Raw genomic sequence first — 18,375 nt, forward strand, 5'->3', positions numbered from 1 at the left:
GCCTTTATCTATTTTGTTCCCTATAGTGATGGCATTCGTTCCGGAGAACTCATTAAAATAAGTCACAAGGGAGTCATTATCAAAACTTGGGAAGGACAAATTAGCCAAGGGATTTCCGGGGCGCAGATTTTCTCATTCTCGGTTTTGGATAAGGACAAAGAAGTGATTGAAAAATTACAGGAGTACCAAGGGCAGTACGTAAAACTTCATTACACAGAGCGTTTTGCCACATTTTTCTGGCTTGGCGATACCAAATATTTTATAACCGATGTTCAAAAGGAGCAATCCCCTCATTTTAGAAATTAATGGAAGAATTTAAAAGTGCCAAAGAATCAAGGGTTTCCATTACAGAGTTGATGCTTCCCTCCCATTCCAATTTTGGCGGGAAAGTACACGGTGGGCACATTCTCAACCTTATGGACCAAATTGCCTTTGCCTGTGCCTCCAAACACTCGCAATGTTATTGCGTAACGGCATCGGTCAATCGGGTCGATTTTTTACATCCCGTGGAAGTTGGTGAATTGTTGACCCTTAAAGCATCCATCAATTATACAGGTAGAACCTCCATGGTAGTTGGTGTACGGGTAGAATCTGAAAATATTACAAAAGGCACCAAAAGACATTGTAACTCTTCCTATTTTACGATGGTAGCGAAGGACGAAAACGGTAAGAGCATTCCGGTACCCGGATTAATTCTCGAAACCGAACAAGGAATAAGACGTTTTGCCCGAAGTAAAAAAAGAAAGGAAGAAGCTTTTATCAGGGATACCCAATTTGAAAGTTCCCATTTTAAAATGGCCGACCATTTGGATAGTTTATCAGATGAAAACGTTCAGATCCATCTTAAATAAAAAACTCCCTATAATCTCTTATCGGGAGTTTTTAGTAAGTAAGTATTGTTGCTAAGATAAATTGGCTGCTGCCGCTTCATCTAAAAACCAATATAGATTTCCTGATTTTGGAGCTACCAAGGTAGCTGGATAGAACTGAAAATTCCCGGATTTATTGACAATTTCACCCACTTTTGGGGCTTTTCCGGCTCCGGTAACTAAAAATGCGACTTCTTTTGCCCCATTGATGATTTTACCGGTGATGGACACTCTTTTTTGTCCCGAATCTGGATGTACAGCCACTTCGCATGATTTTTCCGAATGCCATAAATGGATTTCATGGGGAAAAATAGAAGCAGTATGTCCATCATCTCCCATCCCCAGGATAACCAAATCAAACTGTGGTATCTCGTTAACTTCCGGAAGGTTTTCAGCTAATACTTCCGTATACCTTAGCGCCTCCTTTTGTGGCTCATCTTCCCCTTTGATCCTATGAATGTTCTCATACGGAATATCTATCTTGGCAAGTAAATGCTCCACGGTCATTTTAAAATTACTGTCCGCATCCGTAGGAGGAACACAACGCTCGTCACCCCAATAAAAGTGAATTTGCCTCCAATTGATACTAGAACCGAACTTTTCGGCGAGCACGTCAAATACTATTTTAGGGGTACTACCCCCAGAGAGCGCCACATGATATTCTCTTTCGCTTTTTACTCTGTCAGCAAAAAAACTTGAAAATTGTTCTGCTACTTCCTGCTTGTCTCTATATATTTTTAATTCCATTCTACTATTTAAATTATCAATCTTCTTTTTGCTAGCAGATGACGCAAAAACCTGGGTCATCGGTCAGATTTGGCCCGGGATTTCTCCACTCACCAATACCCTCAATCAATTCATCCGCGTTTTCAGGTCCCCAAACTCCGGCAGCGTAACCATACATTCGCACGTCTTTACCATCTTCCCAATATTTTAAGATAGGGTCCACAAATTCCCAAGCCGCTTCCACTTCATCTGCCCTTGCATAAAGAGTGGCATCACCCTGCATAGCATCTAAAAGCAACCTCTCGTATGCGTCCATAACGTGGGTTTCTACCAAGTTGGAGTAATAAAAATCCAAGTTAGCTCGCTCCACCTTAAATCCTTGACCTGGTACTTTTACACCAAACTTCACCAAGATACCTTCATCTGGCTGAATTCTAATAATCAACTTATTATCCTTATCATGCACACCCGAATCCTTAAAGATTTGATGGTGGGGCGTTTTAAAATGAATGACCACCTCGGTTACTTTTGTTGGCATCCTCTTGGCTGTTCTCACATAGAAAGGTGTGTCTTTCCATCGCCAGTTATCCACAAAAAACTTGATGGCCGCATAGGTCTCCGTAGTGGAGTTTTCATCAACACCATCCTCCTCTCGATAGCCTTTTACTTCCTTTCCATCAATAACCGACTTTGTGTACTGAGCTCTTATGGTATTGTCATAAAGGGTTTGCTCGTCCTGCATGATTCGCAGTGATTTCAGGGCCTTCACCTTTTCATCCCTAATATCTTCCGGCGCATCGCTAATCGGTGGTTCCATGACAACCAAAGAAACAATTTGTAGCAAGTGGTTTTGAAACATATCCCTCAATGCCCCAGACTTATCGTAATAACCGCCCCGCTTCTCCACTCCAACTTCCTCCGCATTGGTAATTTCTACATGGTGAATGTAATTTCTGTTCCAAAGAGGTTCAAAAATGCTGTTGGCAAAACGTGTTACCAATAGGTTTTGAACCGTTTCTTTACCCAAATAGTGGTCAATCCTATAAATCTGATGCTCCTTAAAGAATTGTTGTAACCCCTTATTAAGTTCAATGGCCGTATCCAAACTATAGCCAAATGGTTTTTCTACCACTAGGCGTTTCCAGCCGTTGTTTTGAGTACTCATACCTGCATCCGCCAAGCGTTGGGCTATGGTTTCATAAAGGGTAGGCGGTGTGGAGAGGTAATAAATAATGTTCCCAGAGGTATTGTATTTGTTTTTAAGATCTTCTACCCTGGTGCGCAGTCTACTATAATCTGTGTCATAACTGCCGCCCAAATCTTCATAAAAGAATTTATTGGCAAAATCTTTTATGTAAGACTCGTCCTTATCCTTGATTTTTTCTTTTAGATATGAGCTTTCCAGAACCACCCTGTTCCTAAATTGAGTATCTGTCATATCACTTCTACTAGCACCCAGAACCACAAAATTCTCCGGTAGTTGCTCAGCCGCATATAAATTGAACAAAGCGGGTACTAGTTTTCTTGCGGTAAGGTCACCAGAGGCGCCAAATATCACAAGAATTTGATTTTCTGTTTTATTCATACCTGTTGAAAAAAATTAAGGCGTAAAAGTATTTAAAAGAATAAGCAATAGCAACGAGTTTACCCTAACTTAATCCGTTGTCTCATTATTTTCATTTAATTTTGGGATGGTTCTAACATAAGAATTAAAAACCCACTGAAATAACACAAATATTGAATATGGAGGATAAATATGATTTTGGATTGGTTGGCCTTGGTGTCATGGGGCGCAACTTTATACTGAATGTCGCAGATAATGGTTTTACCGCTTTTGGTCATGATTTGGATGCCGAAAAAGTAAACGCCTTAAAAGAAGAAGGCGGCGATCACTCCAAAGTAAACGCTTCAACCAGTATAAAAACCTTTGTAAAGGCTTTAAAGCAGCCAAGAAAAATAATGCTGTTGGTACCGGCCGGTAAAATTGTGGACTCGGTAATTGAAAGTCTTTTGCCACACATAGATCGTGGAGACATTATCATAGATGGCGGTAACTCCTTTTTTACGGATACGGACAGACGTGAGGACTATTTACAGGCCAAAGCCATTAACTTCTTTGGTGCCGGGGTATCTGGCGGGGCAAAAGGAGCCCGATTGGGACCCAGCATTATGCCAGGTGGGTCAAAATCTGCCTATACCCATATAAAACCAATTTTTGAGGCCGTAAGCGCTAAATATAATGGAGAGCCTTGCGTGGCCTACTTAGGTCCCAAGTCTTCTGGTAATTACGTAAAAATGGTTCACAACGGCATTGAATACGGATTGATGCAGTTGACCTCCGAAATCTATGACTTGCTTAAGAAGGCAGGAGATTTCACGAATCAAGAATTGCATGAGGCCTATTCTAAATGGAACGAGGGTAGATTGCAATCATTTTTAGTGGAAATCACCTCAAAAATCTTTATTCAGAAAGACGATTTAAACCTTAGCAAACTGGGCTTGTTAGATCAGATATCGGATAAAGCAAAACAGAAGGGTACTGGTAAATGGACCAGTCAGAATGCTATGGACCTAGGAATTCCGGTTCCTTCCATCGACATTGCCGTAAGCATGAGGGAAATTTCTGCACTTAAGGTAGAAAGAACAGGGGCCGATGCTCTTTACGACAAGCCTGAGATTGAAAAAATAGATAAGGAGGAACTTGAAAAAATGGCCGAAGAAGCCCTTTATTTCTCGTTTATCATCACATATGCCCAAGGTCTCCACCAATTGGCAGACGCATCAAAGGAATATGGTTATAATCTGGATATAGCCACCATAGCCAAGATTTGGAGAGCTGGCTGCATCATCAGGGCCGGTTTATTAGCAGATATCACAGAAGCTTTCCAAGCAGAACCCAACTTGTCCAACCTATTGGTTTCCCCCAATTTTGTAGAAAAAGTACAGGAGACTGTAAATTCCGCTAGAAAATTGGTAGCCCATGCGGCAAAGAATGGAATTCCATTACCGGGATTAACCAATTCCTTGACATATTTTGATGCGTATACTTCAGAGAGGCTTCCTTTAAACCTTATACAGGCACAAAGAGATTTCTTTGGCTCACATACGTATGAAAGGCTTGACAAAGAAGGCATTTTTCATACTGAGTGGGAATAAATTAAAGCGATTAAACCCTATTAGATGGGCACATTACTTAAAAATACGGTTTGGATAATTGTTTTATGCTTTATAGGTTCTGCTTGTAATAATCCCAACAAGGGAAACTCCCCGATTGAGATTTTAGACGAACATGCCATAGAAAGAGCAATTAAGGACAATACCCCTAATAATGCCGTAAATAAGATATATGTGCCCATTTACTCCGATATCTACAACCAGACCCGAGATAGTAGAACTTTGCTAACCGCTACTCTTAGCATAAGGAACACCAGTAGCAAGGATAGTCTCTTTATCAATAAGATCGATTATTTTAATACACAAGGTGATTTGGTGCGTAGCTATTTGAATAATAGCATCTATTTGAAGCCTCTGGAAACCATTGATTACGTAATAGAAGAACAAGATAAGGAAGGGGGCTCAGGTGCCAATTTCATCATTCACTGGTATGGAAAAAGCAGCCTTAATCCTTTATTTCAAGCTGTAATGGTAGGCGGTTTGGGGTCACAGGCGTTTTCTTTTACCACGGAAGGCATTCCGGTTTCAAATTGATTCCCACCTTTTACAAAGATTGCAGAACATAGAATATTCTCCATCGTTTTCGTTCTTTTTACTACTTATCCTTATATTCGTTGGTTAAAATCTAGGGTCTTCCCTTAACCTATGCGGCCCTCCCCAACTTATGACCGTTTTAAGGAAACCAATTCTTTATATTTTACTAATATGGTCCACGGTTGTTATTGCCCAAACCGATACTTCTTGGCAGAAAGACACCTTACAATCCTACGTTGACAAATCCAACATTGCATACGATAACTACCAGTATAAAGATGCTATAAAATATGCCTCACTCCTAATTGAAAAAGGCAAAGCGTATAAACTGGGATACTATGAATTTTTAGGATACGATATTTTAGGTGGGATTTATATTGAAACAGATGATAGTATCCAGGGAAAAATCTATTCGGAAAAAGCCCTTTCCATTGCAAGGACATTAAAAGCTGATAGTTTAGTGGCGTGGGGAGCCCTTAATCTGGGTATATTATATTCAGAAAATGAGAATACTTATGACAAGGCCATCGAGCATTTTGAAGAAAGTATCTCCATCAACAAAAAACTAGAGGACCACAATGAGGTATACCTCACCTACATCAACCTTATTTGGACACTTTTGGATAATGACCAACCCAAGAAGGCCTATGAGGTGCTGAAAAAAGCAAGAACGCTGCCCAATATAGAAATAGACACATTGAACAAAGTCTATTTAGATATGCTACACGGTAGATACCTATTAACGCAAAAAAACTTTAGTGCCGCTCAGGAGAAACTGGAAAAAATTGCGGCCATTGCGGATAAAGAAAATAATACAGACCTTGCTTTGGAAGCCTATGAATATTTAGCGGAACTGCATAGTGCCACCTTTAATTATAAAGATGCCTTTACCAATTTGGATAAGTTTCACGAATACAAACAAAAAGCTTATACCCTTAAAAAACTAGAGGAATCCGAAAAGGCCCGAGTAAAATTTGAGTTGGAACAAGCGCAAGAAAACCTACAGTCCGCCTTAAAAGAACAAGCCTATACCGAAGAACTGATATCAAAATCAAAATCGCTGACCACTACCCTGATCGCGCTTGTGGTATTTTTAATTTTATCGCTAATCGGAGTTTATTTTTTCTTTAGAACTCGTAAACTTTATATCAACAACCTTCAGGCCAAAAATAAAGAACTGATACAGGCCAGGGAAGATGCCGAAAAGTTATCCAAAGTAAAAACCAAGTTTCTTTCCACCGTAAGCCATGAACTTCGTACACCACTATATGGAGTTATCGGGATTTCAACTCTTTTAAAAGAAGATGAACGGCTTAAGGATTTTACCGAGGATTTGGATGCCCTTAAATTTTCTGCCGATTATCTTCTGGCTTTGATCAACGATGTTCTTTTATTAAGCAAAATGGATGCTGCGGGAGTAAAACTATCCCGAATTCCGTATGAAATGGACACCTTATTAAAGAACATTACCAAATCATTTGACAGCAGGTTAAAAGAAAACAACAATCAGCTTCACTTGGAAATTGATTCGTCCTTACCCAATAATTTTATTGGCGACCCGGTACGGCTATCGCAAGTAATGATCAACTTAATTGGAAATGCCATCAAATTTACGGAGAACGGAAATATCTGGTTAAAACTGAAGCCACTAAAAAGAGATGAGAATAACATTGTAAAAATCCAATTTATTGTAGCGGACGATGGCCCCGGCATACCGCAAGACAAGCAAAAACTAATCTTTAAAGAATTTACCCAAGTAGACAACAAAAATCATGGTTACAAGGGAACCGGCCTTGGACTTACCATCGTTAAACGAATTTTGAAGGCCTACAATAGTAAAATTGAACTTGAAAGCGCTCCAGGAAAGGGTGCAGAATTTAGCTTTGTAATCAATTTAACGCCCTACGATACCTCACAGATTGAAAAAGATGTTAGTGATTCCCTACGCCTGACACCGGTCACCGATCAACTGGAAACAAAGCACATTCTAATTGTAGATGATAATAAGATCAATCAAAAAGTAACCCAAAAAACCCTAGAAAAACATCAAATAAAATCAAGTTTGGCAGATGACGGAAAAATGGCCATAGCCATGTGCAAGGATACCAATTTTGACCTTATTCTCATGGATATTCACATGCCGGTCATGAACGGAATGGAGGCAACTAAAATCATTCGTGGTTTCAATAAGGAAGTACCCATTCTTGCCTTGACTGCTGTTGAGTTGGATGAAAACAAATCTGATATACTAAATTCCGGCATTGACGATATCATACACAAACCTTACAATCTGCCGGTGTTTTTAAAAATGATTACTAAATACTTGGAGAAAAAAGAATCCGCTTCCCTACCATAAAATAATTTCAAGGTATTTTTGATTTTACAGTAAATCGTATTCATGCCCTATCAAATTTATGTTGTTGAGCTCACAAAAAAAGTGTTCACGGAGAACAGAAAATTTCGGGAAGCCAATCCTCAATTCAATGGTGTATTGGAATGTTTGTACGTGGGCATGACCAGTAAAACCCCAAAAGAACGACTGGCACAACACAAATTGGGTTTACTAAGCAAGAAAGGGATTAAATTATCCGCCTTTTTGGTTGAAAAATATGGAACTATTTTACGTCCCAGCCTATACAATCATATAGCACCAATAAAAACCAAAAAAGAGGCCTTAGAGATGGAACGTATACTGGCGTTGGAGTTACGACGAAAAAAATATGCGGTTTGGTTCAATTAAAAAAGGGAGCCTATGGCCCCCTTTTCGAACAATTATGCTATTCTATTTAGAAAGATACATTTTTCGTCTTCCATATAAATCATAAAATTGATCATCCTTTAAGCTATCAATAAACAAGATGCTTTCACCGGTACTTTTCATTTCCGGACCTAAATTCTTATTTACATTAGGAAACTTATTAAACGAGAAAACAGGCTGTTTGATTGCGAATCCTTCTAACTGAGGATTGAATTTAAAGTCTTTGATTTTCTTCTCTCCCAACATCACCTTGGTCGCAAAGTTCACATACGGTTCCTTATAAGCTTTTGCAATGAATGGTACTGTTCTAGAGGCTCTTGGGTTGGCCTCTATGATGTAAACCTTATCATCTTTGATTGCAAACTGAATGTTGATCAGACCTACCGTATTAAGGGCCAAGGCAATTTTTTTGGTATGGTCCTTTATTTGCTGAAGAACGAATTCCCCTAGGTTGAAGGGCGGCAAGGTAGCGTTAGAATCCCCAGAGTGGATTCCACAGGGTTCAATGTGCTCCATAATACCTATAATATATACATCTTCCCCATCACAAATAGCATCTGCTTCCGCTTCAATGGCACCATCCAAATAGTGATCTAACAATAATTTGTTGTTAGGTATTTTTCTAAGTAGGTCCACCACATGCTCTTCTAGCTCAGCTTTATTGATAACGATTTTCATTCCCTGACCACCTAATACGTAAGAAGGTCTCACTAATAAGGGAAATTTTAAATCATCTGCTAATTGAAGGGCTTCGTCGGCTGTTTCCGCAACTCCAAATTGTGGATAAGGAATATCGTTCGCTTTTAATAAATCTGAGAAACTACCTCTATCCTCTGCCAAATCCAAGGATTCAAAACTTGTGCCAACAATCTTAACGCCATATTTGGAAAGCTTTTCAGCAAGCTTTAACGCCGTTTGACCACCTAACTGAACAATGACACCTTCTGGTTTTTCATGACGGATAATATCATAGATATGCTCCCAGAATACCGGCTCAAAATAAAGTTTGTCTGCCGTATCAAAATCAGTGGAAACGGTTTCTGGGTTGCAATTGATCATAATGGTTTCATAACCACACTCCGCAGCTGCCAAAACACCATGTACACAACAGTAATCGAACTCAATTCCTTGACCAATACGGTTAGGTCCCGAACCAAGAACTACAATCTTCTTCTTATCGGTCACTACACTATCATTCTCAACAAAACGGGTGCCGTCCGGTTTTTCAATTTCTTCCTCAAAAGTGGAATAGTAATAAGGTGTCATCGCCTTAAATTCAGCAGCACACGTGTCCACCAATTTGTACACCCTATTAATGTTCATTTCCTCTGTACGCTTCTTATGCACTTCGCTTTCGTAGCAATCCAACATATGTGCAATCTGCCTATCCGCAAAACCCTTTTGTTTTGCCTCCAACATCAATTCCTTCGTTAAGGTGGCAATTGTGTAGGTTGAAATTTCCTTTTCCAACAAATGTAATTCCTCATATTGCTTTAAGAACCACATGTCAATTTTGGTAATCTCATGAATCCTGCTCAAAGGAATACCTAACTGTATGGCATCATATAACACAAATACGCGATCCCAGCTCGGTACGGTAAGTTTTTGAATGATCTGATCGTAGTTCTTATACCCTTTTCCATCAGCTCCCAGTCCATTTCTTTTAATTTCCAAGGATTGGGTGGCTTTGTGCAATGCTTCCTGAAAAGAACGACCTATACCCATTACTTCCCCAACGGATTTCATTTGAAGTCCCAAGGTTCTATCAGAACCTTCGAACTTATCAAAATTCCATCTAGGTATTTTTACGATGACATAATCCAATGTTGGCTCGAACAGTGCCGATGTTGATTTTGTAATCTGGTTATCCAACTCGTTCAAGTGATAACCAATGGCCAATTTAGAGGCTATTTTAGCGATTGGATATCCTGTTGCTTTAGATGCCAATGCCGAAGAACGAGAAACCCTAGGATTGATCTCAATGGCAATTATTTCTTCCTCATCATCTGGGCTCACGGCAAACTGAACGTTACAGCCACCCGCAAAATCACCAATGCTTCGCATCATATGAATAGCCATATCCCTCATCTTCTGGAAAGTTCTATCCGAAAGGGTCATTGCAGGCGCCACCGTAATGGAGTCTCCCGTGTGAATCCCCATTGGATCCATATTTTCAATGGTACAGATAATAACTACGTTATCATTTTTATCCCTTAGAAGTTCCAATTCATATTCTTTCCAGCCCATCATGGCCTTATCGATCATAACCTCATGAATCGGGGAAATTTCCAACCCTCTACTTAAAAGTTCATCAAAATCCTCCGGTCTATACACGATAGAGGCTCCAGCTCCACCTAAGGTATAAGAAGCTCTAATCACCAAGGGAAAACCAAATTCTTGAGCAATCTCCTTTCCTTTTAAAAATGAGGTAGCAGTTGCTTGAGGTGCCATACCCACCCCAATTTTCAACATAAGCTCACGGAACTTTTCGCGGTCTTCCGTGATGTTGATGGCATTTATGTCTACCCCAATAATTTCTACATTAAAATCTTCCCAAATTCCTTTTTCATCAGCCTCAATACAAAGGTTTAAAGCAGTCTGACCTCCCATGGTAGGTAAAACGGCATCAATCTGGGGGTGTTCCTTAAGAATTTCAACTATCGATTTTGTATTCAACGGCTTAAGGTACACGTGATCTGCCATGGCAGGATCGGTCATGATAGTAGCAGGATTGCTATTGATAAGAATGGTTTCGATACCATCTTCTCGTAAACTTCTTAGAGCTTGTGAACCAGAATAGTCAAATTCGCAGGCCTGGCCAATGATGATTGGACCTGAGCCAATGATTAAAATCGATTTTAAGTCTTGTCTTTTGGGCATGTTTCGTGTTCTTTTTTACGCTTGGGAAATTAATTGTTCAAGATAAGGGTTTATCTCTCTATTGGTCAAAAAAAAGGTGCTACTTTAAAAAAGTAACACCTAATATTAAGTTTTGTAACTAAAATCATTTATTTCTTGTGTCTCGGCTCAGAAGATACAGATAATTTCTTTCTACCTTTAGCTCTTCTCCTAGCTAAAACCTTTCTACCGTTTACAGAGGCCATTCGCTCCCTAAAACCGTGTTTGTTCCTTCTTTTACGCTTTGATGGCTGATATGTTCTTTTCTGTCCGGGCATTGTATTATCCTTTTCTTGTTTGCTTTGTTCGCGATTCCTCTCGCAAAAATCTGGGCGCAAATATACAAAGAGTTTTTTCTTTGGCAAATACAATTAAAAAAATATTTTCAGTATTTGGTTACTGCCCAGAAATAGGTTTTTATTACTTTTGCCAAAATCTGATTTTAGTAACAAAATCAACCTATGAGACACATTTTTAGCTCTTTGGTCGTGCTTTTTTTTACGGCTGCTTGTTTTGGGCAGACTTCCTTGGCATACAACCTCAAGAAAGATGCTGTCTTCACCGTTAAACAAGAGGCACAACAAATTATTACACAAGAGCTTGATGGGGCTACCCATGAGCTTACCAATAAAATAGATGGTATTTTAGAGTTTAAGGTTTTAGCCGAAAGAGACAGCCTCTACGACATTGCCCTTACTTTTAAGGACCTTAACCTTTTAATGACCTCAAGCATCCAGGGTGAGTTAATGAACGTAAAGGCCAAGGAGGTTAACGAGGAAGATATGCAATCGCAGATTTTTAATAGTCTTTTGAACAAGCCAGTTAAAATGGTACTCGCCAAAAACGGGGATATTCTCGAAGTAAAAGGAGGCGATAAGTTAGTGGCACAAATGGCAGAGGCTTCTGGATTAGAAGACGAGTTTTCCCTAAATATGATGAAAAAATCCTTGCAAAAGGAATTTGGATCAGAAGCACTTTCCAATAGTTATAAGCAGATGACTTTTATTTATCCGAAACAAAAAGTAAAAGTAGGCGCCCATTGGAAAAATGAATATAGCGGTAAACTACAGGCCAAGAATTTGTGGACCTTGGACCAAGTTACTAACAAAAATGCCAATATTTCAGGCAAAGCCGATGTTACCATGAATGTTCAAGAGCCCACAACCACTATGAAGCTCAAAGGGTCTCAAACCACAAAAATAACAACGGACATCACTTCGGGATTTATACAAAAAATGATTGTGGAAGGTCTTTCTAAAGGTGCATCTACCATGGCACAAATGGGAGACCAAGAAATACCTACCACGATAGAATCGCTTATTACCTATGAGCTTTTAGACCCTCAACTACAAACCAAATAATTATATAAATGTTCCATAAAAACATTAAACTAGTCATTGCAGGACTAATAATTGCTTACGCCGTTTATCAATTTGTAGAAGGTAATATAGGGAATGGCATTTTCCTTTTATTATTATCCTCCATTTTTATATTTCTCTATTTTAGAAATGAAATTCTTCTTTTAGCTTTCTTTAAAATGAGAAAGCAGGATTTGGAGGGAACCAAAAGCTGGTTGGACAAAATTAAAAATCCCGAGGGCTCTCTGGTAACTAAACAGCAGGGATACTATAATTATCTTCACGGAATAATTTATTCCCAAAAAAATCTTACGCAGGCAGAGAAGTATTTTAGAAAGGCCCTTAAACTTGGTCTTAACATGGATTATGATGTGGCCATGGCCAAATTAAGCTTGGCAGGTATTGCCATGCAAAAAAGGCGTAAGCGAGAAGCTACAACACTATTAAACGAAGCAAAGAAATTGGATAAAAACAATATGCTAACTGAGCAAATTAAAATGATGCAGCAACAAATGAAGCGTATCTAACTGAAAATTTCTTTACCTATTTTAAATATAAAATGCCCTTTAGAGGGCATTTTTTTTATAATAATGGTGCCCAAAGTCTACTAAAAGACTCTTTTAGCTTACGCGAAATGCTCCGGTTTCGCCACCTATCCAAATCAACTTCCTCGCAATCTTCCAAATCCTTTAGAAATACATTGCCTAGTTCTGAATTAAAGCGTTCATTATAAATTAGGGCATTAATTTCAAAATTCAGCGCAAAACTTCTATAATCCAAATTCGCCGTCCCCACGGTGGACAACATAGAATCGACCACCATCGTTTTTGCATGAACGAATCCTTTACAATATCTAAAAATTTGAATTCCAGATTCCAAACACTGCTCGATATAGGAATCCGAAGCATACTGAGCTGCCCAAGAATCAGATTCATAGGGAACAATTACTTTCACATCAACCCCACTTCTAGCTGCCGTTGTCAATGCTGTAAGTATGGCATTATTGGGCATGAAATATGGTGTAGTAAGATATATTCTAGTCTTGGCCGTATTTATGGCACAAAAAATAGCCTCCATGATATTGGCCCAATCTGTATCAGGGCCACTGGCAGCCATTTGTACTGCCACTGGTTCTTGCGTTTCCGGTTTCGAGTTAGGAAACAAGTTTCCTTCGATTTCCATCTCTTTCTTGGATACAAAATTCCAGCTTAATAGAAAAGAACTTTGCAAAGCCCCAACGGAACCACCCTCCAACCTTAAATGCGTATCCCGCCAATAACGGTCATTGTCATAGGAGTTATCATATTTCTGATCCAGGTTGATACCTCCTACATAACCAATGCTTCCATCAATAACGACGATTTTTCTATGGTCCCTATAATTCAATTTACTAGTAGAGTTACTGAACAAAACGGGCATAAAAGCATAATGTTCAACTTTGGAAGCCTTTAATTTTCGTTTGGCCCTTTTAGACAAATCGCTACCCACATCATCATACATAAGTCTTACCGTAACTCCTTCTGTGGCTTTTTTACAAAGAATATCGATTAGCTCCTCCCCCAACTCATCATCAAAAAGAACAAAGTACTCCATATGAATATGGTTCTTTGCCTTTTCTAAATCTTCCCTAAGTTTTTTAAACTTTTGTTCACCATTGATTAAAAGCTGTACATCGTTATCAAATGTTAGTACAGCCTTTTCGTTATTCCTAAGGAGTTTGTAGATTTTAAATATCCCTTCACCAAATGTCTCCTCAAAATCCTCACGTTCTTCCCTGTCTAGCTTAAAGTTTTTTCTCCACTCTTTTATACGCTTGTTATCAAGAATATACTTTTTTTCAAATATTTTCGATTTCCTATAATCCTGACCAAAAAAGTAATATACAATAAGCCCTAAAAAAGGAAGTACGGCCAACGCAAATAGAAAAGAAAGTGTTTTAACGGGGTTTTTATTCTTAAGTAAGATGATAAAGCACAGGAAGATAACCAGTAGGTAATTGACTCCTAAGAGAATCCACCATAGGTTATCCTTACCAAAAGCAATAACTGTATCCATTCTTAAAAATACTGAAGTTCTCTAAAATGCAAAAAAGGGCCCTCAAATGAGCGCCCTTTTAGCTTATAAATGAATGCAAACAATATGAGACTTATTTTGCACCCTTGTAATATCCTTTATATGGTATCTCTACCGTATACTTTTTTCGGGAACTATTATTCAAGTGAGGCTCCCTAAGCCATGGATTATGTCGTTTTAAAATTCTATAATTGATTTCATATTTCTGGGCGAAATCTGCAAAACTCAATACGGGCTCATCAACCTCCACCTTAAAAGTTGGCACAGCCTTATACATATCCTTCTCCTCAACCACAAATCCATACTTTTCCGGATGGCTCAAAATTTCTTTGATAGCCATGATTCTAAAAACATATCTACCGGTCTCCTGTCCTAAAAGCAAATCATAGTAATCCTCTACCTGCTGTATACCTAGATATTTGCTGATGGCGCCTGCTCCGGCATTGTAAGAAGCTGCTGTTAACGTCCAGCTACCATATTTTTTATAATGTCTGTTTAAATACTCACAGGCTACCTCTGTGGCCTTTTCTAAGTGGTATCTTTCATCCACGTTAGAATTAACCTCTAATCCATATTCCCTACCCGTAGCTTTCATAATCTGCCAGAAACCAGTTGCCCCTGCATGGGAAACAACGTTCTGAAGTCCGCTTTCGGCAACCGCCAGATACTTAAAATCATCAGGTACGCCATTCTTGGCCAAAATAGGTCCAATTATAGGAAAGTATTTATGCGCCCTCTTTATAAGTAACAATGCATTGGATTGCCAATAGGTGTTTACTAGAAATTCACGGTCAATTCGTTCCATTATTTCCGGATCATCTTGAGGGACTACCTCACCGGCAAAATTCAAATCTTCCGGAATATCAATAGCAGATATCCTATAGGAATCAGCTACATTCTTATCCACATCGTTTTCGGCCACATCTTGGCCCGCATCCTTTTGAGGCTCTACATTACTTTGTACTGCAAAAATTAATGTGCTAACCACAAAAAATACCCCTAGCAGCATCAAAGCGTTCTTTAATATCTTCATTTTTCTAATTGATTGTTTATCAAAGTTACTACTTACAACTCTTTTATTGCAAAATAATTGTGGGCAAGTTCTCATTAAACCACTTGGCCCTATGAATAATCATGGTATGGGTCCCATTTTTGACCTTTATACAGTTTTTAATGTTCTTGATAGGAAACACTGGGTCTTTCTCTCCGTGAATATGCACCATTTCAGCAGGGAAATCCTTTGCCCGCCAATTGACGATTTTGTCCAATGACCAATCTATATAATTTTTATCACGAACGGATAAATATTCTTCATATAATTTCAACCGTTCATTTACCTTTTCTCCAAAAGCGTATTTGGCCATCAATTCAACATTATTAACTAATCCTGTGGGTAATATTTTGTGTGCTCCAGTATATTTGGCCCATCTCATTCTTCTGGGAAGTTCCTGCGAAGATTTTACGCTAGAAACTACCACGACCTTTTTTACGGGTTGAAACCTGGCCATTTCCTGTACCAACATGCCCCCGAATGACACTCCCAACAAAACAGGGTTTTGGTGAATTATTTGTTCGTTCATCTTTTTAGCATATGCTTCTAATGACATATTTTTATTGGGTACAAACCACTCTAAAAGATGAAGTTTGAACTTTTCCGAAGGCAATGAAATATTCTTAAAAATAGATGGATTGGCCGCCATACCCGGCACGCAGTAGATATGTGTTATTTCATCTATCATTTTCTTTAATCAACGAATTATTAGGATTTTAACATATATTTCACTACTTTTGTAACTGTCTTTGGGGTAACTCAAACGTTTACGTAATTAAAGCAAAAGTAAATAAAATTGCGATGGTTGATATCGTGATTTTTTTATCTACTGCAACTACAAAAATCAAACTATATGAATGAAGTAGAAATTAGCGACAATAGTTTCCTGCGCCAGTTCGAAACTAAAGTCAATGGTCACTTGGCCAAAATTGAATACTCTTCTCAAGAAAGAAAAGTATTCTTGACAAAATTGGTAATCCCTGAAGAAATTACCGAAGAAGGCTTTAAGGAAGGATTCATTAAATCCGTACTTAACCACATTCAGGAACAAAACCAACGAGTTGTTCCTACTAGCCCACAAATTGCCGGATTTTTGAGAAAAAATAGGCAATATAAAGAGATGTTACCAGTAGGCATCAGAATCTAATAGGCTAGAATCTTATTAAAAAAACCCGCTTGTAGCGGGTTTTTTTATATCCTTTATTTTTTCTCTTAGTTAGGCGGAAAGGGCTTCACTTATAAAATTGAACCTCACTAGACCACTTTCATCAATTTCTGTAAGTTCTACCTCATGTAGGGTATTGACCAATTCTGGATTCCAAGGAGCCATTACCTTTACATAGTTTTCCGTAAAGCCATGAATATAACCTTCCTTATTTTCCCCTTCAAAAAGTACGGTTCTTTTTGTACCTATCTGACTTTCATAAAAAGCTCTACGTTTTTTAGCCGAAAGACCTCGTAACATCTTACTTCTTTTTTGTCTCACTTTTTTAGGCACAGCACCTTCCATTGAAGCTGCCGGGGTATTTTCTCTTTCGGAGTACGTAAAAACATGAAGATATGAAATATCCAAGTCATTTAGGAAATGGTACGTTTCCAAAAAATGTTCCTCCGTTTCACCTGGAAAGCCAACAATCACATCTACCCCAATACAAGCATGAGGCATAGTTTCCCTTATCCTTTTCACACGATCTACATAGAGGTCACTTAGGTACCTGCGACGCATTTTCTTTAAAATATCATCACTTCCACTTTGCAACGGGATATGAAAATGGGGAACAAAAGAATCACTATTGGAAACAAAATCGATTGTTTCGTTTTTTAACAGGTTTGGTTCTATGCTTGATATTCGTAATCTATGGATTCCTTCTACTTGATCAAGGGCCTGTACCAATTCTAAAAAGGTATGTTCATGCTTTTTGTTTCCAAATTCTCCTTTTCCGTAATCCCCTATGTTGACTCCAGTAAGTACAATTTCCTTAATACCCTGTTCTGAAATTTCGGAAGCGTTCTTTAGAACATTGGATAAGGTATCACTTCTTGAGATACCTCTTGCCAACGGAATGGTACAATAAGTGCATTTGTAATCACAACCATCCTGCACTTTTAAAAAAGCTCTAGTACGATCCCCAATGGCATAACTTCCCACATAGAAATCCGCGTCTTCAATTTCACAGGAATGAACCTCCCCAAAATCATTCTTGGACAAATCATTGATATAGTCGGTAATCTTGAACTTTTCAGTAGCGCCCAAAACTAAGTCCACCCCATCTACGGCAGCAAGTTCTTCGGGCTTTAATTGGGCGTAGCACCCAATGGCAGCAACAAAAGCTTCGGGATTTACTTTTTGAGCCTGTTTTACAATCGTTTTGAAGCGTTTATCCGCATTTTCCGTAACGGAACAAGTGTTGATAACGTACATGTCCGCTTTTTCCGAAAAATCGACACGATCAAACCCTTCCTCTGTAAAACCCCTTGCGATTGTGGAGGTTTCAGAGAAGTTCAACTTACAGCCCAATGTATAAAAAGCTACTTTTTTCTTCATAGGTCCAATTTCCTAAAAAGGGCTGCAAATATAATCAGAATAAATGTTTAACCCCAAACATCGGGTACCATATAGACCAAAACGTAGAAATCTCGGTTATTTAGATGTTCCCTAAAATCAATAATTTCTCCACTTTTTAGTAAGTTCAAAAACATGCTCCAATATATTGGCATCCTCTACCGTAAATTCAACATTTCTCCTAGCCATCATGACTTTGGCGGCTTCAAAAGCCTTCTTTGTACCGTATGTAGTAAAACCGGAGGCTCCGCCCCAACTAAAACTAGGAACAAAATTACGAGGAAACCCGGGTACGTAAATATTACAGTTTACCCCAATGACCGTTCCTGTATTAAACATGGTATTAATGGCGGTTTTGCTATGGTCTCCCA

At 38.7% G+C, this 18,375-nt stretch carries 17 protein-coding genes and 1 pseudogene; 9 read left to right on the forward strand and 9 right to left on the reverse strand.

From position 1 onward, the window contains the following. On the forward strand, window positions 1-306 hold a 306-nt coding region (locus BIZ36_RS19830; RefSeq protein ID WP_187459609.1), incomplete at its 5' end, for a DUF8785 domain-containing protein. After that, window positions 306-851 carry an acyl-CoA thioesterase gene (locus tag BIZ36_RS19835; RefSeq protein WP_187459610.1) on the forward strand — a complete coding sequence of 182 codons (546 nt, stop codon included), beginning with the start codon at window positions 306-308 and terminating at the stop codon, window positions 849-851. The genes BIZ36_RS19830 and BIZ36_RS19835, both read left to right, overlap by 1 nt. A 51-nt stretch (window positions 852-902) precedes the next feature. On the opposite strand, the gene pgl is transcribed toward BIZ36_RS19835, so the two are convergent. Both pgl and zwf read right to left on the reverse strand, forming a co-directional pair. Further along, window positions 903-1,616: a 6-phosphogluconolactonase gene (gene pgl / locus BIZ36_RS19840; RefSeq protein WP_187459611.1), complete on the reverse strand. Its 714-nt coding sequence runs from the start codon at window positions 1,614-1,616 to the stop codon at window positions 903-905. A 31-nt stretch (window positions 1,617-1,647) separates the two neighbouring features. Beyond that, on the reverse strand, window positions 1,648-3,180 hold the full coding sequence (gene zwf / locus BIZ36_RS19845; RefSeq protein ID WP_187459612.1) for a glucose-6-phosphate dehydrogenase: 1,533 nt from the start codon (window positions 3,178-3,180) through the stop codon (window positions 1,648-1,650). A gap of 158 nt (window positions 3,181-3,338) precedes the next feature. On the opposite strand from zwf, the gene gnd reads away from it, so the two are divergent. The 4 genes from gnd to BIZ36_RS19865 all read left to right on the forward strand — a co-directional run bounded on the left by gnd (window position 3,339) and on the right by BIZ36_RS19865 (window position 8,043). Beyond that, window positions 3,339-4,751 (forward strand): NADP-dependent phosphogluconate dehydrogenase, encoded by a 1,413-nt coding sequence (gene gnd, locus BIZ36_RS19850; protein WP_187459613.1) that lies wholly within the window; start codon window positions 3,339-3,341, stop codon window positions 4,749-4,751. 24 nt (window positions 4,752-4,775) lie between these two features. Then, a complete protein-coding gene (locus tag BIZ36_RS19855; protein WP_187459614.1) occupies window positions 4,776-5,303 on the forward strand; it encodes a DUF3124 domain-containing protein in 528 nt (175 codons plus the stop codon). Window positions 5,304-5,433: 130 nt separating this feature from the next. Next, window positions 5,434-7,659, forward strand: coding sequence for a tetratricopeptide repeat-containing hybrid sensor histidine kinase/response regulator (locus BIZ36_RS19860; RefSeq protein ID WP_187459615.1), 2,226 nt, complete (start codon window positions 5,434-5,436; stop codon window positions 7,657-7,659). 42 nt (window positions 7,660-7,701) lie between these two features. Then, window positions 7,702-8,043, forward strand: coding sequence for a GIY-YIG nuclease family protein (locus BIZ36_RS19865; RefSeq protein ID WP_187459616.1), 342 nt, complete (start codon window positions 7,702-7,704; stop codon window positions 8,041-8,043). A gap of 42 nt (window positions 8,044-8,085) precedes the next feature. Here the strand turns inward: BIZ36_RS19865 and carB are convergent, their stop codons facing one another. Then, complete coding sequence (carB, locus tag BIZ36_RS19870; RefSeq protein WP_187459617.1) at window positions 8,086-10,941, reverse strand: carbamoyl-phosphate synthase large subunit; 2,856 nt, start codon at window positions 10,939-10,941, stop codon at window positions 8,086-8,088. Between the two features lie 128 nt (window positions 10,942-11,069). Beyond that, window positions 11,070-11,237 carry a 50S ribosomal protein L34 gene (gene rpmH, locus BIZ36_RS19875; protein ID WP_072991142.1) on the reverse strand — a complete coding sequence of 56 codons (168 nt, stop codon included), beginning with the start codon at window positions 11,235-11,237 and terminating at the stop codon, window positions 11,070-11,072. A gap of 183 nt (window positions 11,238-11,420) precedes the next feature. On the opposite strand from rpmH, the gene BIZ36_RS19880 reads away from it, so the two are divergent. Together BIZ36_RS19880 and BIZ36_RS19885 are read left to right on the forward strand one after the other, a co-directional pair. Further along, window positions 11,421-12,320 (forward strand): DUF6263 family protein, encoded by a 900-nt coding sequence (locus tag BIZ36_RS19880; protein ID WP_187459618.1) that lies wholly within the window; start codon window positions 11,421-11,423, stop codon window positions 12,318-12,320. A gap of 8 nt (window positions 12,321-12,328) precedes the next feature. Further along, a complete protein-coding gene (locus BIZ36_RS19885; protein WP_187459619.1) occupies window positions 12,329-12,844 on the forward strand; it encodes a DUF2892 domain-containing protein in 516 nt (171 codons plus the stop codon). A 55-nt stretch (window positions 12,845-12,899) separates the two neighbouring features. Here BIZ36_RS19885 and cls read toward each other — a convergent pair whose 3' ends face one another. From cls to BIZ36_RS19900, 3 genes are all read right to left on the reverse strand, one after another. Next, the gene (cls, locus tag BIZ36_RS19890; protein WP_187459620.1) at window positions 12,900-14,372 is read right to left on the reverse strand and encodes a cardiolipin synthase; all 1,473 of its coding nucleotides are present in this window, start codon (window positions 14,370-14,372) and stop codon (window positions 12,900-12,902) included. 91 nt (window positions 14,373-14,463) lie between these two features. After that, on the reverse strand, window positions 14,464-15,423 hold the full coding sequence (locus BIZ36_RS19895; RefSeq protein ID WP_187459621.1) for a lytic transglycosylase domain-containing protein: 960 nt from the start codon (window positions 15,421-15,423) through the stop codon (window positions 14,464-14,466). A 43-nt stretch (window positions 15,424-15,466) separates the two neighbouring features. Then, window positions 15,467-16,129, reverse strand: a complete 663-nt coding sequence (locus tag BIZ36_RS19900) for an alpha/beta fold hydrolase (protein ID WP_187459622.1) — start codon at window positions 16,127-16,129, stop codon at window positions 15,467-15,469. A 165-nt stretch (window positions 16,130-16,294) separates the two neighbouring features. Here BIZ36_RS19900 and BIZ36_RS19905 point away from each other — a divergent pair, with 165 nt between their 5' ends. Next, window positions 16,295-16,588: a GNAT family N-acetyltransferase gene (locus BIZ36_RS19905; RefSeq protein ID WP_187459623.1), complete on the forward strand. Its 294-nt coding sequence runs from the start codon at window positions 16,295-16,297 to the stop codon at window positions 16,586-16,588. A gap of 69 nt (window positions 16,589-16,657) precedes the next feature. Here BIZ36_RS19905 and mtaB read toward each other — a convergent pair whose 3' ends face one another. Together mtaB and BIZ36_RS19915 are read right to left on the reverse strand one after the other, a co-directional pair. After that, window positions 16,658-17,986 carry a tRNA (N(6)-L-threonylcarbamoyladenosine(37)-C(2))-methylthiotransferase MtaB gene (gene mtaB, locus BIZ36_RS19910; RefSeq protein ID WP_187459624.1) on the reverse strand — a complete coding sequence of 443 codons (1,329 nt, stop codon included), beginning with the start codon at window positions 17,984-17,986 and terminating at the stop codon, window positions 16,658-16,660. A gap of 117 nt (window positions 17,987-18,103) precedes the next feature. Next, a pseudogene (locus BIZ36_RS19915) lies at window positions 18,104-18,375 on the reverse strand (glucose-1-phosphate thymidylyltransferase); the annotation flags it as partial.

The organism is Cytophaga sp. FL35 (genome assembly GCF_014349235.1).
Taxonomy (GTDB): Bacteria; Bacteroidota; Bacteroidia; order Flavobacteriales; family Flavobacteriaceae; genus Euzebyella.

What these genes read in the sequence shown, in the direction of transcription:
- BIZ36_RS19835 (WP_187459610.1), top strand. Translation starts at nt 306, where the DNA reads ATGGAAGAATTTAAAAGTGCCAAAGAATCAAGGGTTTCCATTACAGAG.
- pgl (WP_187459611.1), bottom strand. Translation starts at nt 1,616, where the DNA reads ATGGAATTAAAAATATATAGAGACAAGCAGGAAGTAGCAGAACAATTT.
- zwf (WP_187459612.1), bottom strand. Translation starts at nt 3,180, where the DNA reads ATGAATAAAACAGAAAATCAAATTCTTGTGATATTTGGCGCCTCTGGT.
- gnd (WP_187459613.1), top strand. Translation starts at nt 3,339, where the DNA reads ATGGAGGATAAATATGATTTTGGATTGGTTGGCCTTGGTGTCATGGGG.
- BIZ36_RS19855 (WP_187459614.1), top strand. Translation starts at nt 4,776, where the DNA reads ATGGGCACATTACTTAAAAATACGGTTTGGATAATTGTTTTATGCTTT.
- BIZ36_RS19860 (WP_187459615.1), top strand. Translation starts at nt 5,434, where the DNA reads ATGACCGTTTTAAGGAAACCAATTCTTTATATTTTACTAATATGGTCC.
- BIZ36_RS19865 (WP_187459616.1), top strand. Translation starts at nt 7,702, where the DNA reads ATGCCCTATCAAATTTATGTTGTTGAGCTCACAAAAAAAGTGTTCACG.
- carB (WP_187459617.1), bottom strand. Translation starts at nt 10,941, where the DNA reads ATGCCCAAAAGACAAGACTTAAAATCGATTTTAATCATTGGCTCAGGT.
- rpmH (WP_072991142.1), bottom strand. Translation starts at nt 11,237, where the DNA reads ATGCCCGGACAGAAAAGAACATATCAGCCATCAAAGCGTAAAAGAAGG.
- BIZ36_RS19880 (WP_187459618.1), top strand. Translation starts at nt 11,421, where the DNA reads ATGAGACACATTTTTAGCTCTTTGGTCGTGCTTTTTTTTACGGCTGCT.
- BIZ36_RS19885 (WP_187459619.1), top strand. Translation starts at nt 12,329, where the DNA reads ATGTTCCATAAAAACATTAAACTAGTCATTGCAGGACTAATAATTGCT.
- cls (WP_187459620.1), bottom strand. Translation starts at nt 14,372, where the DNA reads ATGGATACAGTTATTGCTTTTGGTAAGGATAACCTATGGTGGATTCTC.
- BIZ36_RS19895 (WP_187459621.1), bottom strand. Translation starts at nt 15,423, where the DNA reads ATGAAGATATTAAAGAACGCTTTGATGCTGCTAGGGGTATTTTTTGTG.
- BIZ36_RS19900 (WP_187459622.1), bottom strand. Translation starts at nt 16,129, where the DNA reads ATGATAGATGAAATAACACATATCTACTGCGTGCCGGGTATGGCGGCC.
- BIZ36_RS19905 (WP_187459623.1), top strand. Translation starts at nt 16,295, where the DNA reads ATGAATGAAGTAGAAATTAGCGACAATAGTTTCCTGCGCCAGTTCGAA.
- mtaB (WP_187459624.1), bottom strand. Translation starts at nt 17,986, where the DNA reads ATGAAGAAAAAAGTAGCTTTTTATACATTGGGCTGTAAGTTGAACTTC.